The sequence below is a fragment of the Fodinicola feengrottensis genome, assembly GCF_010993775.1.
GTDB lineage: Bacteria > Actinomycetota > Actinomycetes > Mycobacteriales > HKI-0501 > Fodinicola > Fodinicola feengrottensis.
Genome location: NZ_WOTO01000027.1, coordinates 40543 through 58319 on the forward strand (window position 1 = coordinate 40543; position 17777 = coordinate 58319).

18 protein-coding genes and 1 pseudogene are annotated in these 17777 nt (G+C 64.2%); 11 read left to right on the forward strand and 8 right to left on the reverse strand.

The features are described 5' to 3' along the window. The first annotated feature begins 5 nt into the window (after window positions 1-5). Together GNX96_RS24050 and hemF are read left to right on the forward strand one after the other, a co-directional pair. Window positions 6-938, forward strand: a complete 933-nt coding sequence (locus GNX96_RS24050; protein ID WP_163569818.1) for an endonuclease/exonuclease/phosphatase family protein — start codon at window positions 6-8, stop codon at window positions 936-938. 150 nt (window positions 939-1088) lie between these two features. Then, complete coding sequence (gene hemF, locus GNX96_RS24055) at window positions 1089-2009, forward strand: oxygen-dependent coproporphyrinogen oxidase (protein WP_279581309.1); 921 nt, start codon at window positions 1089-1091, stop codon at window positions 2007-2009. Here hemF and GNX96_RS24060 read toward each other — a convergent pair. From GNX96_RS24060 to GNX96_RS24070, 3 genes are all read right to left on the reverse strand, one after another. Then, a complete protein-coding gene (locus GNX96_RS24060) occupies window positions 2006-3304 on the reverse strand; it encodes a PucR family transcriptional regulator (RefSeq protein WP_279581310.1) in 1299 nt (432 codons plus the stop codon). The genes hemF and GNX96_RS24060 overlap by 4 nt on opposite strands. Before the next feature lie 83 nt (window positions 3305-3387). Then, window positions 3388-3741, reverse strand: a complete 354-nt coding sequence (locus tag GNX96_RS24065) for a hypothetical protein (protein ID WP_163569819.1) — start codon at window positions 3739-3741, stop codon at window positions 3388-3390. An 83-nt stretch (window positions 3742-3824) separates the two neighbouring features. Then, the gene (locus tag GNX96_RS24070; protein ID WP_163569820.1) at window positions 3825-4439 is read right to left on the reverse strand and encodes a hypothetical protein; all 615 of its coding nucleotides are present in this window, start codon (window positions 4437-4439) and stop codon (window positions 3825-3827) included. A gap of 401 nt (window positions 4440-4840) precedes the next feature. Here GNX96_RS24070 and GNX96_RS24075 point away from each other — a divergent pair. Beyond that, window positions 4841-6536 (forward strand): annotated as a pseudogene (locus tag GNX96_RS24075) (cation:proton antiporter). Here GNX96_RS24075 and GNX96_RS24080 read toward each other — a convergent pair. Further along, entirely contained in the window at window positions 6537-7682 is a 1146-nt protein-coding gene (locus tag GNX96_RS24080; RefSeq protein WP_163569821.1) for a GNAT family N-acetyltransferase, read from the reverse strand. 212 nt (window positions 7683-7894) lie between these two features. Here GNX96_RS24080 and GNX96_RS24085 point away from each other — a divergent pair, with 212 nt between their 5' ends. From GNX96_RS24085 to GNX96_RS24105, 6 genes are all read left to right on the forward strand, one after another. Then, window positions 7895-8776 (forward strand): ABC transporter ATP-binding protein, encoded by an 882-nt coding sequence (locus GNX96_RS24085; RefSeq protein ID WP_279581311.1) that lies wholly within the window; start codon window positions 7895-7897, stop codon window positions 8774-8776. Continuing rightward, window positions 8773-8991, forward strand: a complete 219-nt coding sequence (locus tag GNX96_RS54695; protein WP_279581312.1) for a hypothetical protein — start codon at window positions 8773-8775, stop codon at window positions 8989-8991. Before GNX96_RS24085 ends, GNX96_RS54695 begins: the two co-directional genes overlap by 4 nt. After that, on the forward strand, window positions 8991-9539 hold the full coding sequence (locus tag GNX96_RS54700) for an ABC transporter permease (protein ID WP_279581313.1): 549 nt from the start codon (window positions 8991-8993) through the stop codon (window positions 9537-9539). Before GNX96_RS54695 ends, GNX96_RS54700 begins: the two co-directional genes overlap by 1 nt. Window positions 9540-10896: 1357 nt before the next feature. Next, complete coding sequence (locus tag GNX96_RS24095; RefSeq protein ID WP_279581314.1) at window positions 10897-11493, forward strand: suppressor of fused domain protein; 597 nt, start codon at window positions 10897-10899, stop codon at window positions 11491-11493. Window positions 11494-12762: 1269 nt separating this feature from the next. Further along, complete coding sequence (locus GNX96_RS24100; RefSeq protein ID WP_163569824.1) at window positions 12763-13182, forward strand: hypothetical protein; 420 nt, start codon at window positions 12763-12765, stop codon at window positions 13180-13182. 239 nt (window positions 13183-13421) lie between these two features. Further along, window positions 13422-13811 (forward strand): hypothetical protein, encoded by a 390-nt coding sequence (locus tag GNX96_RS24105; RefSeq protein WP_163569825.1) that lies wholly within the window; start codon window positions 13422-13424, stop codon window positions 13809-13811. Window positions 13812-13834: 23 nt separating this feature from the next. Here GNX96_RS24105 and GNX96_RS54705 read toward each other — a convergent pair whose 3' ends face one another. Further along, window positions 13835-14287, reverse strand: a complete 453-nt coding sequence (locus GNX96_RS54705; RefSeq protein ID WP_390624127.1) for a hypothetical protein — start codon at window positions 14285-14287, stop codon at window positions 13835-13837. Next, entirely contained in the window at window positions 14287-15090 is an 804-nt protein-coding gene (locus tag GNX96_RS54710) for a DUF222 domain-containing protein (RefSeq protein ID WP_390624128.1), read from the reverse strand. Before GNX96_RS54710 ends, GNX96_RS54705 begins: the two co-directional genes overlap by 1 nt. Before the next feature lie 288 nt (window positions 15091-15378). On the opposite strand from GNX96_RS54710, the gene GNX96_RS24115 reads away from it, so the two are divergent. Next, window positions 15379-15843 carry a hypothetical protein gene (locus GNX96_RS24115; protein ID WP_279581315.1) on the forward strand — a complete coding sequence of 155 codons (465 nt, stop codon included), beginning with the start codon at window positions 15379-15381 and terminating at the stop codon, window positions 15841-15843. Between the two features lie 52 nt (window positions 15844-15895). Here GNX96_RS24115 and GNX96_RS24120 read toward each other — a convergent pair whose 3' ends face one another. After that, window positions 15896-16186: a hypothetical protein gene (locus GNX96_RS24120; RefSeq protein ID WP_163569826.1), complete on the reverse strand. Its 291-nt coding sequence runs from the start codon at window positions 16184-16186 to the stop codon at window positions 15896-15898. After that, window positions 16186-16353, reverse strand: a complete 168-nt coding sequence (locus tag GNX96_RS24125) for a hypothetical protein (RefSeq protein WP_163569827.1) — start codon at window positions 16351-16353, stop codon at window positions 16186-16188. Before GNX96_RS24125 ends, GNX96_RS24120 begins: the two co-directional genes overlap by 1 nt. A gap of 101 nt (window positions 16354-16454) precedes the next feature. Here GNX96_RS24125 and GNX96_RS24130 point away from each other — a divergent pair, with 101 nt between their 5' ends. After that, entirely contained in the window at window positions 16455-17777 is a 1323-nt protein-coding gene (locus GNX96_RS24130) for an alpha/beta hydrolase (RefSeq protein ID WP_163569828.1), read from the forward strand.

Genomic DNA, 17777 nt, shown 5'->3' on the forward strand with positions numbered 1-17777 from the left:
CGACGATGACGCCCGCGCGCAGGCGGCGGACCAGGTCGTATGCCGGTGACGGTGTGCTGCCGGTGCTCGCTGTCGCGGTGGCCGGGGTGCTGGTGGGACATCAGTTGATACCCGACAAGGCCGGCTTGTCGACGATTTTGGAGAGCATGCTGCCGTGGGTCGGCCTGGTCATTCCGCTGCTTGCGGTGATCGGGTTGCTGGCACGGGCACGAGCCGGGTTTGTCGCGTTGCTGGTGCCGGTGGTGGCGTGGGCGGTGCTGTTCGGGCCGGCGGTGCTGCCGAAGAACTCCGCTGGCAGCGCCGAACTCGCGGTGGTCAGCCAGAACATAGACGCGGGCAACCCGAATCCGTGTGCGGCGGTGACTGCTTTGGCGGCACAGCAGGCGGATGTGGTGGCCATCGAAGAGCTCACCGGCGACGCGTCCAGCTGTGCGGCGAACATCCTGAATCCGCGGTATTCGTACCGTACGAGCAGCAGCAGTGTCGCGGTGTGGAGCCGCTTTCCGTTGCGGCAAACCCAACCGTTGCAGCTTGGATTGGACTGGGCCCGAGCGCTGCGGACCGAGATCGTGACGCCTCAAGGAAATGTTGCCGTCTACGTGGTTCACCTGCCGTCGGCGCGGCCGGATGACACTGCCCAGCGCAATCGTGGGCTGACCGAATTGGCTGGCCTGCTGCATGATGACAGCGCGCAACGAGTGCTGGTCGTCGGTGACCTCAACACGGCGACCACGGACCGGGAGTTCGGAGTTTTCAGCGGATTCCAGGATACGCAGCAGGCCGCTGGTACCGGTTTTGGCTTCACCTGGCCGTCAGTTTTCCCGGTGACCCGGCCGGATCACATGCTTTTCCGCGGCATGAGTGCTTTGTCTGCCGGCACCCTGGCCGCGAACGGCAGCGATCACCTCGGTATCACTGCCTCGCTGCACCTGTCCTGAGCAGTTTTGGTTCCGCTAAAAGAAACGCGTGACCTCTGTCAGTGCGAAAATGGTGAGAAGTCCAGGGATAGTTGGCCGTTCGGCTGTGCTGCCACCCCGCGAGTCGACGCTAGCCTTTGCATCGGCCGAAAGACGGGGAGGCATACGGGGATGCAGGGCGATCCAGGTCGGCGCGCGGAGGTGGTCGAGCTGATGCGGGCCGGCCAACGGGCGTTCGTACGCGACCTCACCGAGCTCGACGACAGCGTCGAATTCTCGGTCCGGGACTGGGAAAGGCCGGGCGGCGGAGGTGGGCATGCGCGGGTGCTCGACGGCGGGGAGGTTTTCGAGCGCGCGGGCGTCAATGTCTCGGCGATGAACGGAGATCGGCTGCCGGCATCGCTGGCTACCCGGCGCGGCCTGGATCCCGAGACCGGGTTCTTCGCCACCGGCCTTTCGGTGGTGGTGCACCCGCGCAACCCGTTTGTGCCGTCCTTCCATGGAAATTTCCGATACTTCGAGACCGGCGCGGACACCTGGTGGTTCGGCGGCGGGATGGATCTGAGCCCGTCGTACGGGTTCACGCAGGACGCAATGGAGTTTCACCGTACCCTCCGGACGTACTGCGACGATTTCGACCTGGATCTCTATCCGGCGGCCAAAAAGACGTGTGACGACTACTTCCAGCTGGCCCACCGGGCGGAGATGCGTGGGATTGGCGGCATTTTCTTCGATGAGCTGCGTCCGGACGGACCGGACGGTTGGCGTCGTGGTCTTTCGTTCGTACGCGCCGGCATCGGGACGCTGGCCGCTGCCTATCTGCCCATCGTCAGGCGACGGATGATGCTGCCGTACGGTGACCGGCAGCGCGAATGGCAGCTGCACCGGCGGGGTCGCTATGTCGAGTTCAACCTTTTGTACGACCGGGGCACGAAATTCGGCCTGCAGGCCGGCGGCAACACCGAGGCCATCCTGATGTCGTTACCGCCGACCGCCGGCTGGTCGTTCGACTTCCAACCGGCGGTTGGCAGCGCGGAAGCCGACGACGCGACGACGTTCTACCAGGTGCGAGACTGGGCCGCAGGACACTAGGTTGGCGTGGATTCCAGTAGTCGCAGGGCCCGCAGTGACAGCTCGATGTCGAACCGGGTGTCCTGGTCGCGGAGCCGTTCGCCGAAGAGTTTTTCCAGCTGGTGTAGGCGATAGCGGACGGTCTGTGGGTGAACACCCAGCCGGGCGGCGATTTCCGGGGCGCCGCCGTGGGTTTGCAGCCAGGCCAACAGGGTTTCGGACAGCCGCGCGCGTTGCTTCTCGGTGAGCGCGGCCAGCGGTGCGAGTGCCCGGTCGGCGAGCGTACGCATCAGCAGCTCGTCGGAAAGCAGCCACAGCGCGGAAAGATGGTCCGCGCAGTCGGTCACCGCCTTGTCCGGCAGCAGGCCGCGTTGCACCGCCTGCTGGGCACGCTGGGCCAGCAGCCACGATTGACGGGCTTCCGCGACCGGTACGACCGGGCCGACGGCGGCCCGCCAGCGGGGCAGTTCGGTGCCCAGAAACGGTACGCACAGCCGCGGATCGGCGGCCACCAGCCGCGGACTGGCGCCTTCCAGATCGACCAGCACGGAGTCGTCGAAGGTGGGTACGGGGTGTTCGCCGGACTGGTCGTGGCATTTCAGCGCCACCACCGCCACCTGCTCCGGGAGGTGCCACGCGGCGGCCACCGCGAGGTCGGCGATCGCCTCCGGGGACGCCGGCGGATCGGCCAACAGCAAGTCGACGAGGCGTTTGCGGCGGCGCTCGATGGCGCCGGCCGTACGCGCCTGGGCGAGCGCGTAGCCCTCCAGCGACAGCGTGGAAAGCTCGTCTATGTAAGCGAAGAGCGACTCGGCGAGCAGGCCGAGAACGGCCGCCGGCACGCCGATCCGCTGGCACAGCTCGGACATCCGTCGCCAGGCCATCCGGGCGCCGATCCGGTAGGCGGCCTGCAGGCTGTCCGGGCTGCGGCCCTCAGCGAACTCCAGGCGGCCGAGGCCGCGGAACATCGCCGCCTCGTCCTCACCGAGCCCGCCAGGATGTCCGAGCCGCTCGATGAACTGCATGATCGCCGACTCGACGCCGGCGGTGATGATCTCGCCGAACGGTCCTTCCAGCGGTCGGGCGTATTCGGGCACCCCGCGCTGGATCTCCTGCAGGATTTCCCGAGCCGCCTCGGCGGCCCGGGGACGGAACACTTTGGCCAGGTCAGGCGGCAGTGCGGCCCATAGCCGGCGGGTCCGGTCGGCGTGCGCCGGATCGGTGGCGCGGCGCGGGCGCGGGCCGGCGGAGACCGCTGCGGCCGTTCTGCTCGTACGCCCCACCGTCATTGGTGACCATTTCTGCTCGCCTCGCACCATATGGTGCATTGCGAGACTATTTTCACCCAATCGGGAAGTCAATGGCCCAGGATTGCCAGCGGATAAATGGCACCCGAGGGTCAGTGCGGGTCTTGGGGGCGCTTTTCCAGGATCCGCAGGGAATAAAGTGGGTGGTGGACATCGAGTTGGGCGGGCTCGCAGACGAGCGGCAACCCGCCGTCGGTGTGATCGGATCCACTGGGGTCATCGGTGCGAATGGCCTTCTCCGCCACCCAGGGCACCACCGTCTCGCAGAGCCTGGCCCGCTGTCGCTCGGAAAGCGCGCCGAGCGGAGTTGGCGTCCGTTGTGCACCGGCCTGTCGCAACATCGGCTGCTGGTCGCACCAGATCACTGGCTGTGCCTGGAAAACTCCGCGGCGTGCGAGCCCGAGTGCTTGTACGGCAGCGGTCCACGACTGCCTGGCCGCGGCCAACGGCAGCAGCGGGCCGACCGCGACCCGCCAACCGCCGAGATCTTCCGGCAGGGCGGCGAGATCCGCGGCGGGTGCGCCGGTGATCAGCCGGGGCGGGAAACTGTCAAAGTCGGCCAGGATCGTACGACTGGGATGCGGCCAGCGCGGCCGGCCTTGTCCGCCATCGAAAACGACGACCGAGGCCTGTTCGGCGAGCGGCCAGTGTGCCGCCGCGGCCAGTCCGGCGAGAACGCGCGTGGGTCGGTCGGCGATTCGGCCAGGATCTGGTCGATCAGGGTTTTCCGGAACTGCTGGTCCGCATGGCCAATGTCGCCGGCCGCGTGGTAGCCCTGCGCCGTGGCGGCGAACAAATCGTCCGCATAGCGGTAGGCGGCGTCGCCGAGTTCGCACAGTAGGGCACTGGAAACGCAGAGTCGCCGGCATTCCTGCGCGATCCGCCGCCAGCCCACCCAGGCGCCGATCAGGAACGCGTTCTGTACGGTTTCCAGCCGATGGCCTTCCCGCGCTTCCGTGCCGCCGAACCGCTGCAGCCAGCGGATGTCTTCTGGGGTAGGGAAAACCGGGTGCTCCAACTGGTCGATGAAGCCGCCGATCGCCCTTTCGATCAGCCGGAGCCGTTGGACCGCGAAGGGTCGGGTCGGCTCCGCGTACTCGGGCAGCTGATGGTCAATCTGCTGGGCGATTTCAGTGGCGACCACAGGACTGCTTTGGCGCAACACGGCCGGCACCGGCCTGGCAGGTGCGGCGCGACGGCCGCGAGCGGGGGCATCCGGCGGTGCTGGCGGCCATCGGTCAGATCGATCGGGCCGACGAACCGCGCGGGGGCTGGTTGCGCCACCTTCCCCCCTTCCCGAACGAGCGAACTCCCGTACGCGCGCAGAGCACGTCACATGGAGTGTTTGCGGATCGTAATTTCGGGCCACAAAGCGTGTCAACCTCGCAAAAGGTGTATCACTCGAGCACTGTGAGCTATTCGCGAAACCAGTGCTCCGAGACGAAGTCCGCGATGATCGTTTCATCACTCCGGTGACAAGAAATTCTGCGTACGCGCTGGACCTGCGCTACTTTGCCTCTCGGTTCGGCGACGGGGGTGGGTGGGATGCAGCTTCTCTTGGTGGTGGTGGGCGCGATCGCGGTGACGGCGGTGGCCAACCGGAAGGGCTTGCAGCCGTCCTTGGTGGTGGTCATGCTGGCCGCGGCGATCTCGTTCGTACCAGGTCTGCCACGTTTGAGCTGCCGCCGGCGCTGATTTTGGGCGTAGTGCTGCCGCCGCTGCTCTATTCCGCCGCGCTGGACTTCTCTTTCGTCAGTTTTATGCGCAACCTGCGGCCGATCCTGTCGCTCGGGGTCGCGCTGGTGATCGTGTCGACGTTTCTGACCGGGGTGGTCGCCTGGTGGATCGTGCCCGGCCTGACCCTCGCGCCAGCCCTCGTGCTGGGCTCGGTGGTGGCGCCGACCGACGCGGTCGCGGCCCTGTCGGTGGGCCGGCAGTTGGGGCTGCCGAAGAAAGTCATGGCCATCCTCACCGGCGAGAGCCTGGTCAACGACGCGGCGGCGCTGACGTTTTTCAGCCTCGCGGTGGCCGCGGCAACCGGCGAACACACCGTCGTGGAAAGCCCGCAGCTGCTTTTCCTTTACGAGGGTCGTCGGCGGCGTGCTCATCGGGATGGTGCTGGGCGGGGTGGTGCACTGGATCCGGCAGCGGTTGCGGGACAGTGGTTTGGAAACGGCGTTCTCTCGCTGGTTGTCCCCTTCGCGGCGTACTTGCTGGCCGAGCAGCTGCACGCCTCCGGCGTGATCGCCGTGGTGATGGCCGGTTTTTTTCTTGGGCCACAACGAAGCCGATGCCGGTTTCGGGACTCGGTTGCAGGGCCGCCAGGTTTGGAAAAGCATGGACGTGTTGTTGGAGTCGTTCGTTTTCGCGTACATGGGCCTGCAGTGCCGGTTCGTCTTCGCCGACCTCGCGGCCACCGGCGTCGAGTGGGGCGCTTTCGTCGCGATAGCGGCCACCCTGTTGTTCGTGGTGCTGGCGGTCCGTCCACTGTGGATTTTCCTGACGTACGGGAACGACCGGCTGTTCCACCGGTGGCGGCTTCGGCTGGCCAACCGGCCGGCGGTGGCTCGGCGGCTGGCCGCGCGGGCCGCGCGGCAGCGGGCCGCCGGAAGGCCGGAGCGTACGCCCGAGGAACCGCTGTCGTGGAAGTACGCCGCTGTACTGTCGTGGTCGGTCGGGCATGCGCGGGGTGGTGACGCTCGCGGCCGCCGCCGGTGTGCCGGCGCTGGGCCGGGTGGGCTGTCTTTCCCGCAGCGGGACCTCATCCAGGCGCTGGCATTCGTGATCGCGCTCGGCACTTTGCTGATCCAGACGCCCACGCTGCCGCTGCTCATTCGCCGGCTGCACATCAGCGCGCCGGAGGAACAGCGGCGGGAGGCCGAGGGCATCCGCCGGGCGCACGAGATCAGTCGCGAAGCGACTCACCAGGCCGCGAGGAAGGTGTTGGAAAGCCCGCCAGAAGGCGCGGATCCGGGGGTGCTCGCGCAGTATGCGGACAAGCTCGCGGCCGCGGCGGCTGAGCGGCGCAAGGCCGACGACGAGGACGACGCGGTGGACAGCGCCGTGATGAGCGACTCCGCGCGAGCCACTATCCGGGTGGTTCGGCAGGAATTACTGGCCGCCCAACGGCGTGCTTTGGTACGGGGCCCGGGACAACTGGGAGCTGGACGACGACGTGGTCCGCCGCCAACTGGAGCGGCTCGACCTCGAGGAGGCCGCGGCCGACAGCGGCTCGCGCTGACTATTTCAGCGCCAGCACGATTTCATCGATGTCGCCCTCGTGGAGAATCTCGCCGGTCGGCTGGAAGCCGCATTTTTCCAGCACTCGTACGGATCCGGTGTTACTGGCGGCCACATGCGCGTACAGCGGCCGTTGGCTGAGCTCCTCCACATACTGGGTGAGGGCGGCGGTTGCCACCCCCTTGCCCCAAAAACTGCGACCGATCCAGTAGCCGATCAGCCGCTGGCCGTCCTGTTCCCAGCTGACCACGTTGCCGGCCACCGCGTCGGCCACCACGACCGTTCGCAGTATGTTGCTGTCGTTCGCCCGGATCTTCGCCCAGTGTAGGAAGCAGGCTTCGCGGGGCCGGGCTGGGAAAACGGCCATCGCGGTCGCCTGCGGATCGCGCTGGTCTTCGTAGAAGACCTCGATGTCGGCATCTTCCACGTTTCTGAGCTGGACCATGTTTCTCCGGTCGTCGAGGTAATGGTGCAAGGAACTGGAGCTTTCGAGCATCACTCGGGCCTGCCGCGCCAATCCTTCCCGACGCTGCGCGATGGCCGCGCGCAGGGCGTCGCTGCTGCCGGCCTCGCGCAGGCCGGCGAGGATCGCCCGTACTTGCGGCAACGGATAACGGCCCTGCCGGAGCATCACGACCATCCGGGCGTCCCGCACGTCGTCGGCGCTGTAGCGGCGATATCTGGTGCCCCGCTCCCGCTCTGGGGTCAGCAGTCCGGAGTTTTCCCAGACGCGCAGCGCTGACGTTCGTACGCCCAGGTAGGCCGCGACTTCGCCGATGCGCAGGCCGGAGCGGGGCAAGGCAGAGGTGTCCGGGAACTGCTCGGCGACCGCTTCCAACGCCTCGTCGACCTCCCGCAGCGATCGGCGCTGGTCGTGCAGCGCGGCATGGCTGGCGTCGATGACCGCGAGCGCTCCCGGGAGGTCGCCGGCTTGGACAGCCCGCATGATCGCCTGCGCGGCGGCCGGCCCGTACCCGCGGATCAGCGCGCGATAGGTCAGCATCGCCTGGCTGTGCCGCTCATCGAAGGTGCGGTAGCCAGCGGCCGTCCGCGGCACCGGCGGCAGCACGCCGGCGTCCTGGTAGTTGCGGACCTGCTGGGTCGAGACCCCGACCAGTTCGGCCAAGTCGACGGGTCGAAGTCGCACCGGTGCACCTCCAGATTCATCCCCGATTTGAAGGTTACCCCGGCAGCTGTGTGGGTTGCCCGAGAAAAGTCTCTATACGCAGCTTCAATGAGAGACTTTAAGGCATGGATGTTAGTGACAGGCCCAAAAGACCCGTTCCCCAAGTGTCGCCGTCAGAAGGTCGTTATCCAACTGGGAGAGGAGAGCCGGTTCTGGAGACCCGTGGTTTGCGGATGCGCTACGGCTCGACGGATGTGCTGCATGGCGTCGATCTGCACGCGTACCGAGGCGAGGTGCTGGCCCTGCTGGGGCCGAACGGTGCCGGTAAGACGACCACCATCGAGATCCTGGAGGGCTTTCGGAAACGCTCGGCCGGCGAGGTGCGGGTGCTGGGCGTCGACCCGGATCGCGGCGACGAGGCCTGGCAGGCCCGGTTGGGCGTCGTCCTGCAGTCCTGGCGCGACCACGGTCGTTGGCAGGTCCGCGAACTGCTCGCCCACCTTGGCCGCTTCTACCGTCCTTATGGCACCGCTGAACGGCAGCGGCCGTACGACCCGGACGAGCTCGTCGCGCTGGTCGGCCTGACCGACCGCGCGAATGCCCGGATCGGCACCCTGTCCGGTGGCCAGCGCCGCCGGCTGGACGTGGCCGTCGGCCTGGTCGGCAAGCCGGACCTGCTCTTCCTGGACGAGCCGACCGTGGGTTTCGACCCACAGGCCCGGCAGGACTTCCACGAGTTGGTACGCCGGCTGTCCGACCTGGAGGACACCACGATCCTGCTCACCACACACGACCTCGACGAGGCCGAGAAGCTGTCCGACCGAATCCTCGTCCTGGCCGGCGGCCGGATCGTCGCCAACGGGACCGCGGCCGAGCTGGCGAGCCAGGTCTCCGGCCAGGCCGAGGTCCGGTTCAGCCGCGGCGGCGAGTCGTACGTGCGATCCGTCCAGGACCCGACCGCGTTCTTACGCGAGCTTTTCGCGGATTTCACTGAGGACATCGCAGACCTGGAAGTGCGCCGGGCGAGCCTTGCCGATGTCTACCTGACTTTGGTGCGTGAGTTCGAATCAGGGCTGCGTACCGAGGCTTCGCAACTCTCGGAGGTGACCGTATGAACCCGTCCGTGGCAGCCGTCGGGGCTGGTTTTCAGCGCGGCTGGATTGAATTCCGGCAGACCGTGACCAATGCCGGCCAGGCGGTTGGCTGGCTCTTCCTGCCAGTCGTCGGGCTGGTTGTGATGTATTTGTTGCGTGGCACCCCTGTCCCGGGGACGGACTTTTCCCTTGGTGCGCGGGCGATTCCCGGCATCCTCGGGGGTTCAGCGTGGTGATGACCGGTCTGATGGGCCTGGCCTTGGCGCTCACCATGGATCGCGAGGATGGCACGCTTTTACGTGCGAAAGCAACGCCAAACGGAATGCTTGGATATGTGACCGGCAAGGTCGTCAGCCAGGCCGGCATGACTATTGGTGTGCTGATTATCGTACTGATTCCGGCTGCCCTGCTTTTCCAGGGCCTGCAACTGGATCGAGCGTCCTCGTGGTTGAACCTGGCCTGGGTGCTCGCCCTCGGCCTGGTCGCCACCCTGCCGATCGGCGCGATGCTCGGGTCCCTTTTTTTTCCGAACACCCAGGGCCTCAGCTTCCTCAGCTTGCTGGTCATGGGACTGGTGATGATCTCCGGCGTCTTCTACCCCATCACTGGATTTCCGGGCTGGCTGCAGTGGGTCGCGCAGGTCTTCCCGCTTTACTGGCTCGGCCTCGGCATGCGCTGGGCTCTGCTCCCGGACGCGTTGTCCGCCGCTGAGCCGGTGGTTCCTGGCGACAGCTGGAGATGGTTGCCGTTTTTTTGGGGGCGTGGGCTGTTTTCGGCTTCGTGACCGCGCCGATCGTGCTGCGTCGGATGGCCCGCCGCGAGTCCGGCTCGCGAGTGGCCGCCCGCAAGGACAAGGCCATCCAGCAATGGTGATGACGATGCCTGTTCTGGTCCTGCCAGCTCGGTAGGTCCACACGGGGAATCGAGGCGAGATGCCTGCTGGCATACGTGGACGCTTGCTGTCTTCTGGCGGCCGGAGACGGTCCAGGCGGCGAACAGGCCAGCTGATGCGATGCGGCGCGCTGGTGCTCGTCTTTGTTTTCCTGACAACCTTTTCGCTGGACCCGGCGACCGCGTTCGCCGGGCCAGTGATCCACGTTGGCTCTCTTCCTGGTCGGGACTGTGGTTGGCGCTGACGGGTGGCCCGCAGGTCAAGTGGTCGGGGTTGCCGGTGCAGCCGCTGGAAAAGGCCGGTGGCAAGCCACCGAAAGCACCAACTCCGCCGAAGCTGGTAGCCGGTACGGGCGCAGTCGCGGCCGGCCACGCACCTGGTACGGGCCGTGGCGAGCTGCCGGCGTATGACGGCGGCGTGGTTCCGGACGCCCAGGCGCACAAGGCCCGGTCTTTTCCTGCAGTTTCCGAATTCCGGTCTGGAGGGCTCAGGCGTCACGTTTTCGTCGGCGAACCTGCACTTGTTCGACACCTGGGCATCCACTTGCACAGCGCAGAAAGTGGAAGTCGCGGCAGTGTACCAGCCGTTCGACGTGCGAGGGCTACGGACGTTCCCCGGCCCGACGATGGGCGGGTCGATCGGCGGTGGTACGCCGAATGTGCCCAACGCGTGTAAGAACACGGCCGCCGACCGTGCGGTGGGTGACTGGGTTTCGTTGCCAGTGTCCGTTTCGGTGCTAGGCCCCTACCCAGGCCGCGTTCGTCGACGCCGCGCAACTTCGCGAAGGCGACCACCTGCAACAACCAGATGGCCACACCGCTTATCCTGGCCGTACGCGTTCACCACGGAACGGCGGCCACGTACGACCTCACCATCCCAGACCTCCACACCTACTACGTGTCGGCTGGGACCACCGCAGTACTCGTACACGACACCGATGCTGGCTTGTGCCCAATCCGCGGCACCAATCAACAAGGTCAATTGACGAGCCGAGGGTCCTTCCGGAAGGCGACCGTACAAGACGCATGGGATGGCGCAGCCGACGGACCGAGCGGGGGTAAGGTCTGTCCCACATGCCGTAGTGAGGTGATGGTACGTCCGGGTACCGGTACCAGAGCCAAGCCCCGAGACTGGGATGGCTCCCATAATCCGTCATGGACGCACAGGGAGTTCCCCTCAGACGCAACGAGGGCCGACGTTCTCAACAGCTACAATACGGACGTAGGGCTGGAATGTGTCCCTTGTAATCGTGGCGGAGGAAATGATAACTCTCGGTTCAGGCGATCTGACTAGCCATTATGAGCGCTTTCTTGGCGCAATCGACGCGGGCTGGCGCGCCGATGCAGATGGGCGTTCAGTGCCGTTCCAGGTTGCACGGTATAGCGGAGTTATCGCAGGTGGCACTGCATTTACCACGCTCGGTCTCAGTGGATGGGAATTGAAGTCAAGATCGTCTGAAAAGACGATCAGGCTAGAGTTGATGATGTTGGTTGGTTCCACGTTGCAGAGCAACACGATTCCGGGGCTGTTGCAGCAGGTCGGGTTGGAGACGATCGAATCAAATTCCGCCCTTCTGAGGGGAGACGTGATCGGCCCCCGCGGGAAGTTGTTTGCCGGTTCAAATATGGATGCTCTTTACGTTGCGGCACCGGTCTATCTCCCAGATGAGTTCGCTATCTGTGAGACGGAGGCCGGTCCAACTGTCACATGCTGGGTGGTTCCCATTTCTCATGATGAAGCACATTTTGTCATTCAAGAAGGGTGGAGTCGCTTTGAAGACAGGCTAGTGGAATTGAATCCGGACTTGGTCGACGTGATGCGGCCATCATCGTTATTCTCGTCGTGACATACAAAGTGCCGTTTTCCTCACGACAGTCGACGAATTGTGGCAGGGCAGCAGATCACTGGTCACATATTTTGTTCAATGGGCGCCGAATCACGCGATGATCTCCAGAATGCAAGGTGCGATGCGAGTTGCTTATCGTTCAAGAACTATATGTCGGAAGTTTATTGATCAGTTTCCGCAGGAATTCAACAACAACTGGTGGCGTGCGTGGGGTATGGCGCCAAGATGATCGTTGAGAAGAGTGGCACTCGTGTGGCGGTCGCTCAGCCGCTGGAGGTTCCCGCCTCCGGTGGAACCGTGCTCAAGGTCGACCATTATGTCGGTTCTGATCGCATCGCTGTCGTAAGAAATGTCCGTATGGTGGTCGAGGTCGCGAGGCTATTTGGAGGGATGAGGTCGCGTGCTTTGGTGGGAGGCACCTTTCAGTAGGGGGGTGGCAACCCTTCACTACTTGAAGTTTTCTGTAGGGACAGCTCCCTTGGCTTGGGTGCGACGCCGACTATTTCGAGTATGCTGGGGAAGTCGTTGGTTGTCGGGCTGCCTGATGAATTTTGCGCACCGGCAATTCGGGAAGAAATTTCAGCGATCTAGTCGTGCGGATGTTCAAGGCGAGTCGCCCTGGTCTTGTCGGTGTTGGTCAGATGAATATATCTAGCGGTTTCGCCCCGCTATTTTCCATCCGTTGGCTCGATTGCCAGCTGCGACGGGATGCGCAGTTTCACTGGGAAGACTCCCCGTGTTGTTGGCTGATGGGGTCCAGCAAGCTGATCTCGCAGGTCCGGGTCGGTGACAAGATCACTGACTCCGTTCCGACCGGGAAACGCCTGATCCAGTACCGCCGCGGATCACATCGAGTTACTCAAGCTCGTTCTGGAGGCACTGCTCGAGGTTGCCCGGCTGTGGACCCGCACTGCCCGCGACTGTTGCTGCGTACCGATTCAGCTGGTGCCAGCAAAATCTTCGCCGCCGCGCCGCTTCCAGTGCCTCCTCGTATACAGATCTCGCGGCGGTAACACGTGAAACGCAGGCCAGCCTGGATGCTAAATGCTTCCGGCATACAGTCGTGGCTTTCTGGAGGTAGTCCGCAGTTGCCGATTCGGAATCCGATCGTCGATCCGGCTGCCGCGCGCGTTTTGAGTCGGGCCGCTGGTGGTGAGGTACCTGGAAGGACTTTGTATCTGTTCTGCGGCGGGACGCTACCATGCCGGATGGTTTTCGGGTGCACACGTCCTACGTTGATCCTTGATATATTGAGATTTGGAGTATGGCATGGCCGATGCGGAGAAGTTGCTGATCGATGGAGTCGACCAGCTTCGGTTCGTCCACCTAGAGAAGTTTCCCAAATCGACGGACTTCGTTATTGAACTTGCTGACGACGGAACAGATTCTGCGGTTCGCTTCCTTGCTCAAGATCTTAGAATCGTGGTGTCATTTCCATGGTGGGAGAATCCGAAAGGGGAAATCGCGGAATGGGCTCCCGCTGATGCCCCTAACGGTTCGACTGAGTCTCCCTACTGGGATATGGACCAGGGGTGGCGCATCTTGATTTGGCAATCCGGCGATCTTGTATATATTGCCGAGGGCGGTGCGGAGGAGGGCGTGTATGCGAATTGGTTTTCGCTGCCAGCCGCACTCTATCAATCTGAATGGGACAAAGTGATTCGACTAGCGTCGTCTGCGGCTCAATAGGTGACTGGTCCGGTGGCCACGGTCGTGTGAAGGGGCCCGCTTCCGTGGACAGTGATCTTCATGTTCGCTGGTAGTGGTCGGGAGGATCGGGATGGGGACTCGGCGGAGGTTCACCGCGGAGGTGGAAGGATCCTTGGGGGTCACCATCGTTGGGACGAAGTCCAACAAGGGTTAACGACGGGCGTCTCCACCCTGACACGCAAATCCGTATAGATGCCTACGGCGGAGAGTATAGTCTGATGACTACAATTCATTCTGCTGATCCTGAGTTTAGGGTATGTCAGATCAGTTTCGATTCGTTGCTTGAGATCCAATTGGAGGCAGAGGCCCGCGGCTGGGCAACCCGATGGAGCTCGGTGGACGCACTTCGCAGTCAGGTCAAGGATGAGGCTGTCGTCCTCCAGTCCTTGATGCGCGAAGAGCGAGGAGGGGTCGTGCGGGCCTATCGATGCCTCCTGTTGTTCTCGACGGCGGATGGCGAGAATGCTGGCGGACTGGCCACGATTGACCTTGATCCGGCCAGGTTCACGTCGCTGGAGCGGCTCGATCGAGACCTGGACGTTCGGCAAACACTTGTTCGGGTGTTCTCCCTTGCGCTGAATGGGATTTCGATGGTCTCGAAGAAGTAGCAGGCTCCAAACAAACTAAAGTATTAGAACGGTGGTGGTGGGTATTCGTCGTTGGGTGTGACGTCGTAGGTGCGTCCGGTGGGGCTGGTCCAGAGGAATCGTCCTGGTGTTGGTTGGGTGACGGTCCAGCCGTGTTCTTTGATGTCGTTGTGGAATTTTGCAGGCTGGTCCGGTGCTGTCGTACGCGGTTTTGCCTTCCGGTTCGCGGAAGGGGGTGGTGTGGTCGAATTCGCAGGTCGCGGCGGGCCTGTTGCAGGCGGGGGTCCGCAGCATCGTTGGTCTCGGGCGTTGACCAAGTCGCGTAGCGCTTTGGTGGGGCGGTAGCGTGTACGGCCGTGGTCGATGACCACTCCGCTGACGGGGTCGGTGAGGATTCGGTACCATTCGCTGTTTTCGTTGCCGGCGAGTTCGCGGGCGCGTTGCGCGGTCATCGGCCCGTAACCACTCAGGACCGCGGGGTTGTCGTCCAGGCTCATCAAGGTGGTGGCGTCGACGCGGAGTTCGATTTTGGTGCATACATTGCTGGGGACGCCGAGGCTGAGGGCGTCGGCTCGGAGTGCGTCCATGGTGCGGGTTTCGTCTTTGGTTTTGAGGCTGCGGGCGATGGTGTCGATGATGCGGTAGATCGCTTCGGCTGATTCGGCGGGCAGGAACGCGCCGAGAGAAGAGCCATCCCGTCTTCGCAGGGCTGCTTTTCCACCCGTCGTTCGGAGACCAGTTTCTTGCGGCGGGCCTCGGCAGCGGCCGGGTCGATCTTGATGACCTCCCGGCGGGCCCTGTCTCGGATGGATCGAGGGGTCTTGGAGTCGCTGTCGGGCAGGACTTTTTCTTCGACTTTCTGGGCGTCTTCGGGTGAGAGGTGGCCGACTTGGTCGGCGAAGGTGAAGGCTTTGCGCAGGTCGAGATAACCGGCGGACATCCGCGCCATGGTGCCGGGGAGTTCGTGGACGAGTTGGTACGCGAGATTCAGTCGTTTCTGGGCCGCTGACAGGCTCCAGGTTAGTGATGCGGCGATTTCGCCGGCCGCGTATTTGGAGAATGGTGCGCCTACGGCGGGGCGGGCGTTGGTGAAGCGGTCCATGAACCGCATCTGCATCGCCTGCGTATACGAAATCACCTTATCCAGCGTCTCGACCGCGGCCAGTGCCGTGTCAGCGTCGGCTCGGCCATAACGGTCAAGTTCTTCCAGCATGGACAGGGGAACCCCGCTGGGTGGCATAGTGCGCCATGCCTGCTTGTTGGGGTCGGTGAATTCCGGTCGCCGTCGCTTTTTGCTCATAGCCCAATTTTACCGGCCGCCACCGACAGTCGGGTCGCCAGTTTCGTTTCTGTGGATAACAAACAGTGGCCGGTGAACCCTGTGGATAAGGTCGAGAGGCTTGTTCGGTGAGGGCGGTCAAGCGTACGGCGTTGCCGCGGCCGAACGAGATGTGCGGTGCGGGCGAAGGCGGTGCTGGCGGCGGGCATCACTGGGGCGGGCGGCACGCGTAATAGCGGACAGATCTGCCGGGTCCTAAGCAAGCCGCATGGCGAGTAACGGCGAGGGTGAAAGCAAGCAGGCGCGACATTGAGCGCGGCCGTGCGTGTGGTGGGTGGGTTCGTCGTCAAGAATGCCGTCACCATCGTCGATCGCTGCTTCCGCGGTCGTTTCGCTGGTTATGAGGCAGTGCTGGGTGTATACGATGCCAATATGCGTGAAGATGAGCTTGAAGATATTGAGGAGCTGTGTGGTGCGGCCAGTCCGCCACCTTGGTTCGTCAGGCAGTTAGATGATGACTGGGCGATGGGCCTTGTGGCGGTGAGCACGACACCAGACACCGGTCTTGGCGAGAGATGGCCGGAATTTGATCACGGTGAAATAATTGCCGCAACGTTGGTTCAGCAGCCGCGCTATGTTGATTCCGTTGACGGACTCTGGGACCAGAATGCGGCCTTCATCGCCATGGCGCGGGAGGCTGTGCCGCGCCTTGTGAGCGAGGTTAGGCGCCTTCGGGCTCTGCTCGCGGAGACTGATAGTCATCCATCTCGCTGAGGGTATGGGGTGCAATTCAATGTGACTGCGGAATACATTACCGGGCGCGCTGTTACGAGTAGATTGTCGAAGCTGCTGATCTAGTCAGTCTTGGGGCGGCGGAGGGTGATGAGGGCGACCGTGAGGGGGCCAGGCGTACGGCGTTGAGGCGGTGCCAGCGGCTGACCAGGTGGGCTTGTTCGTTGGCGGAAAGAGTGTCTTCGCGGATGAGGCGGATGTTGACCGTACGGACGAGATAAGCAGTGAGGGCGACAGCGGAGGCGGTGCTGACAGCGGTGGCGACCGCCGCTGGCTTGTTGTCGCGCCATCGGTCGACCACGGTGGCGGTGGTGGCGGCGAGCATCACCGGGGCGAGGGGCGCGGCGCGTAGTAGCGGACAGGGCTGCCGGGCTTGAGCAAGCCGCGGGGCGGGGCGTCGGCGAGCAGTTGGGGCATGCCGACGACCGCTTCGTAGAGGTTCCCGAAGAACCAGGCCGTCAGGCCGAACTGGGCGACGGTTCGTGACTTCATGGTGACAAGAGTACGAGACTGTCGGGTTGGCCAGGTTTGGGTGGATGCCGTACGGGTGTATGGTCTCGCGGCACATGCGCTGACTGGCTGGGGGAACAACGATGTACCTCGGGAAACACGTGGGTCTCGTACGCAACCGATGGGTGGCGGGCGCTGCCGCGGCGGCTGCGGCGCTGGCGGTGGGGGTTGTTGGCGGGACTGCGCTGGCGGCGACCGCGGCGGCCACTACCTGCAAAAACGTCGCTGTGCCGGTGACTGTGGCGGGGCAGTCCGGGTCCATCGCCGGCACCCTGTGCGTGCCACCGAAGGCGCGTACGTTGCAGCTGCTGATCAGCGGCTGGACCTACAATCGAGGTTATTTCGACGTTTCGCTGGATCCGCAGACCTATTCGTACGCGCGGGCGGCCAATAACGCGGGCTATGCGACGCTGGCGATTGACCGGCTTGGTGCGGGCGCCTCGCTGCATCCGCTCAGCCTCTTCAGTACGACCGAAGCTGACATCCGGACCGTCCACGAAGTTGTGCAGGCAGCCCGAAAAGGCAGCTTCGGCACCTCGTTCGACAAGGTGATCTCGGTCGGCCACAGCCTTGGATCGATTGTGGCGCAGGGCGAAGCCGGCATCTACGGTGACGTGGATGCGCTGGTGACGACTGGATTTTCGAGCGCTATCAACTATGCCAATGCGTACGTGGAGATCGCCGGCCGAGACCATCCGGCCGTCAGCGATCCGAAGTTCGCCAACTCCGGGTTGGACCCGCTGTTCTGGACCAGCCAGCCGGGAACCCGCAGTTTGTTCACCAACACCGCGAACACCGATCCGGCAGTGCACGCGTACGACGAAAAGACGTTGAAGGACACCGACAATCTGATTGAAGGCGTCACGCTTGCCAGTTATACGGCGACCAACGCGATCGCGAAGGTGCACGTGCCGGTGCTGGTGGTGACCGGTACGAAGGACCCGTTCTTCTGCGGCCTCAACAGCGCGGACTGTACGAGCTCGGAAACCCTGCTGCAGCATGAAAAAGAGTTCTACAACACGAGCGTGCAGGCGTACGCGGTGCCGAACACCGGGCACGACATCGAGCTGGAGCGGACCGCACCGCTCGCGAACCAACGGATGCTGCAATTCGCGGACTCGGTGGTCGGTGCGGGCTCGGGTGTACGCGGCTCGGCTCCGGGTACTCGGCCGGCGCCGGTCGCGCCGCCGTCCGGCCACCCATCAGTGCAGAACCAGGTGCTGGACGTGGCTTTCACGCAGGCCGTCAAGCCGGTGGCGGACGCGTACGCGCAGCTCAAGCAGCCAGTCCCGGGCCTGGGCGACACCACGAACCCGAACCCAGCGTCGGCGATCCTGCTGGGCAGGATCGCCGCGCTGGTGGCTCAGTTCGCACCGGCCGCGGCCCAGGCGGGCCTCGGAAACTGA

Bases quoted from the DNA above. Each gene is read 5' to 3' on its own strand.
- GNX96_RS24050 (WP_163569818.1), top strand. From the start codon at position 6: ATGACGCCCGCGCGCAGGCGGCGGACCAGGTCGTATGCCGGTGACGGT.
- hemF (WP_279581309.1), top strand. From the start codon at position 1,089: ATGCAGGGCGATCCAGGTCGGCGCGCGGAGGTGGTCGAGCTGATGCGG.
- GNX96_RS24085 (WP_279581311.1), top strand. From the start codon at position 7,895: ATGCGCTACGGCTCGACGGATGTGCTGCATGGCGTCGATCTGCACGCG.
- GNX96_RS54695 (WP_279581312.1), top strand. From the start codon at position 8,773: ATGAACCCGTCCGTGGCAGCCGTCGGGGCTGGTTTTCAGCGCGGCTGG.
- GNX96_RS54700 (WP_279581313.1), top strand. From the start codon at position 8,991: ATGACCGGTCTGATGGGCCTGGCCTTGGCGCTCACCATGGATCGCGAG.
- GNX96_RS24100 (WP_163569824.1), top strand. From the start codon at position 12,763: ATGGCCGATGCGGAGAAGTTGCTGATCGATGGAGTCGACCAGCTTCGG.
- GNX96_RS24105 (WP_163569825.1), top strand. From the start codon at position 13,422: ATGACTACAATTCATTCTGCTGATCCTGAGTTTAGGGTATGTCAGATC.
- GNX96_RS54705 (WP_390624127.1), bottom strand. From the start codon at position 14,287: ATGAGCCTGGACGACAACCCCGCGGTCCTGAGTGGTTACGGGCCGATG.
- GNX96_RS54710 (WP_390624128.1), bottom strand. From the start codon at position 15,090: ATGAGCAAAAAGCGACGGCGACCGGAATTCACCGACCCCAACAAGCAG.
- GNX96_RS24120 (WP_163569826.1), bottom strand. From the start codon at position 16,186: ATGCTCGCCGCCACCACCGCCACCGTGGTCGACCGATGGCGCGACAAC.
- GNX96_RS24125 (WP_163569827.1), bottom strand. From the start codon at position 16,353: ATGAAGTCACGAACCGTCGCCCAGTTCGGCCTGACGGCCTGGTTCTTC.
- GNX96_RS24130 (WP_163569828.1), top strand. From the start codon at position 16,455: ATGTACCTCGGGAAACACGTGGGTCTCGTACGCAACCGATGGGTGGCG.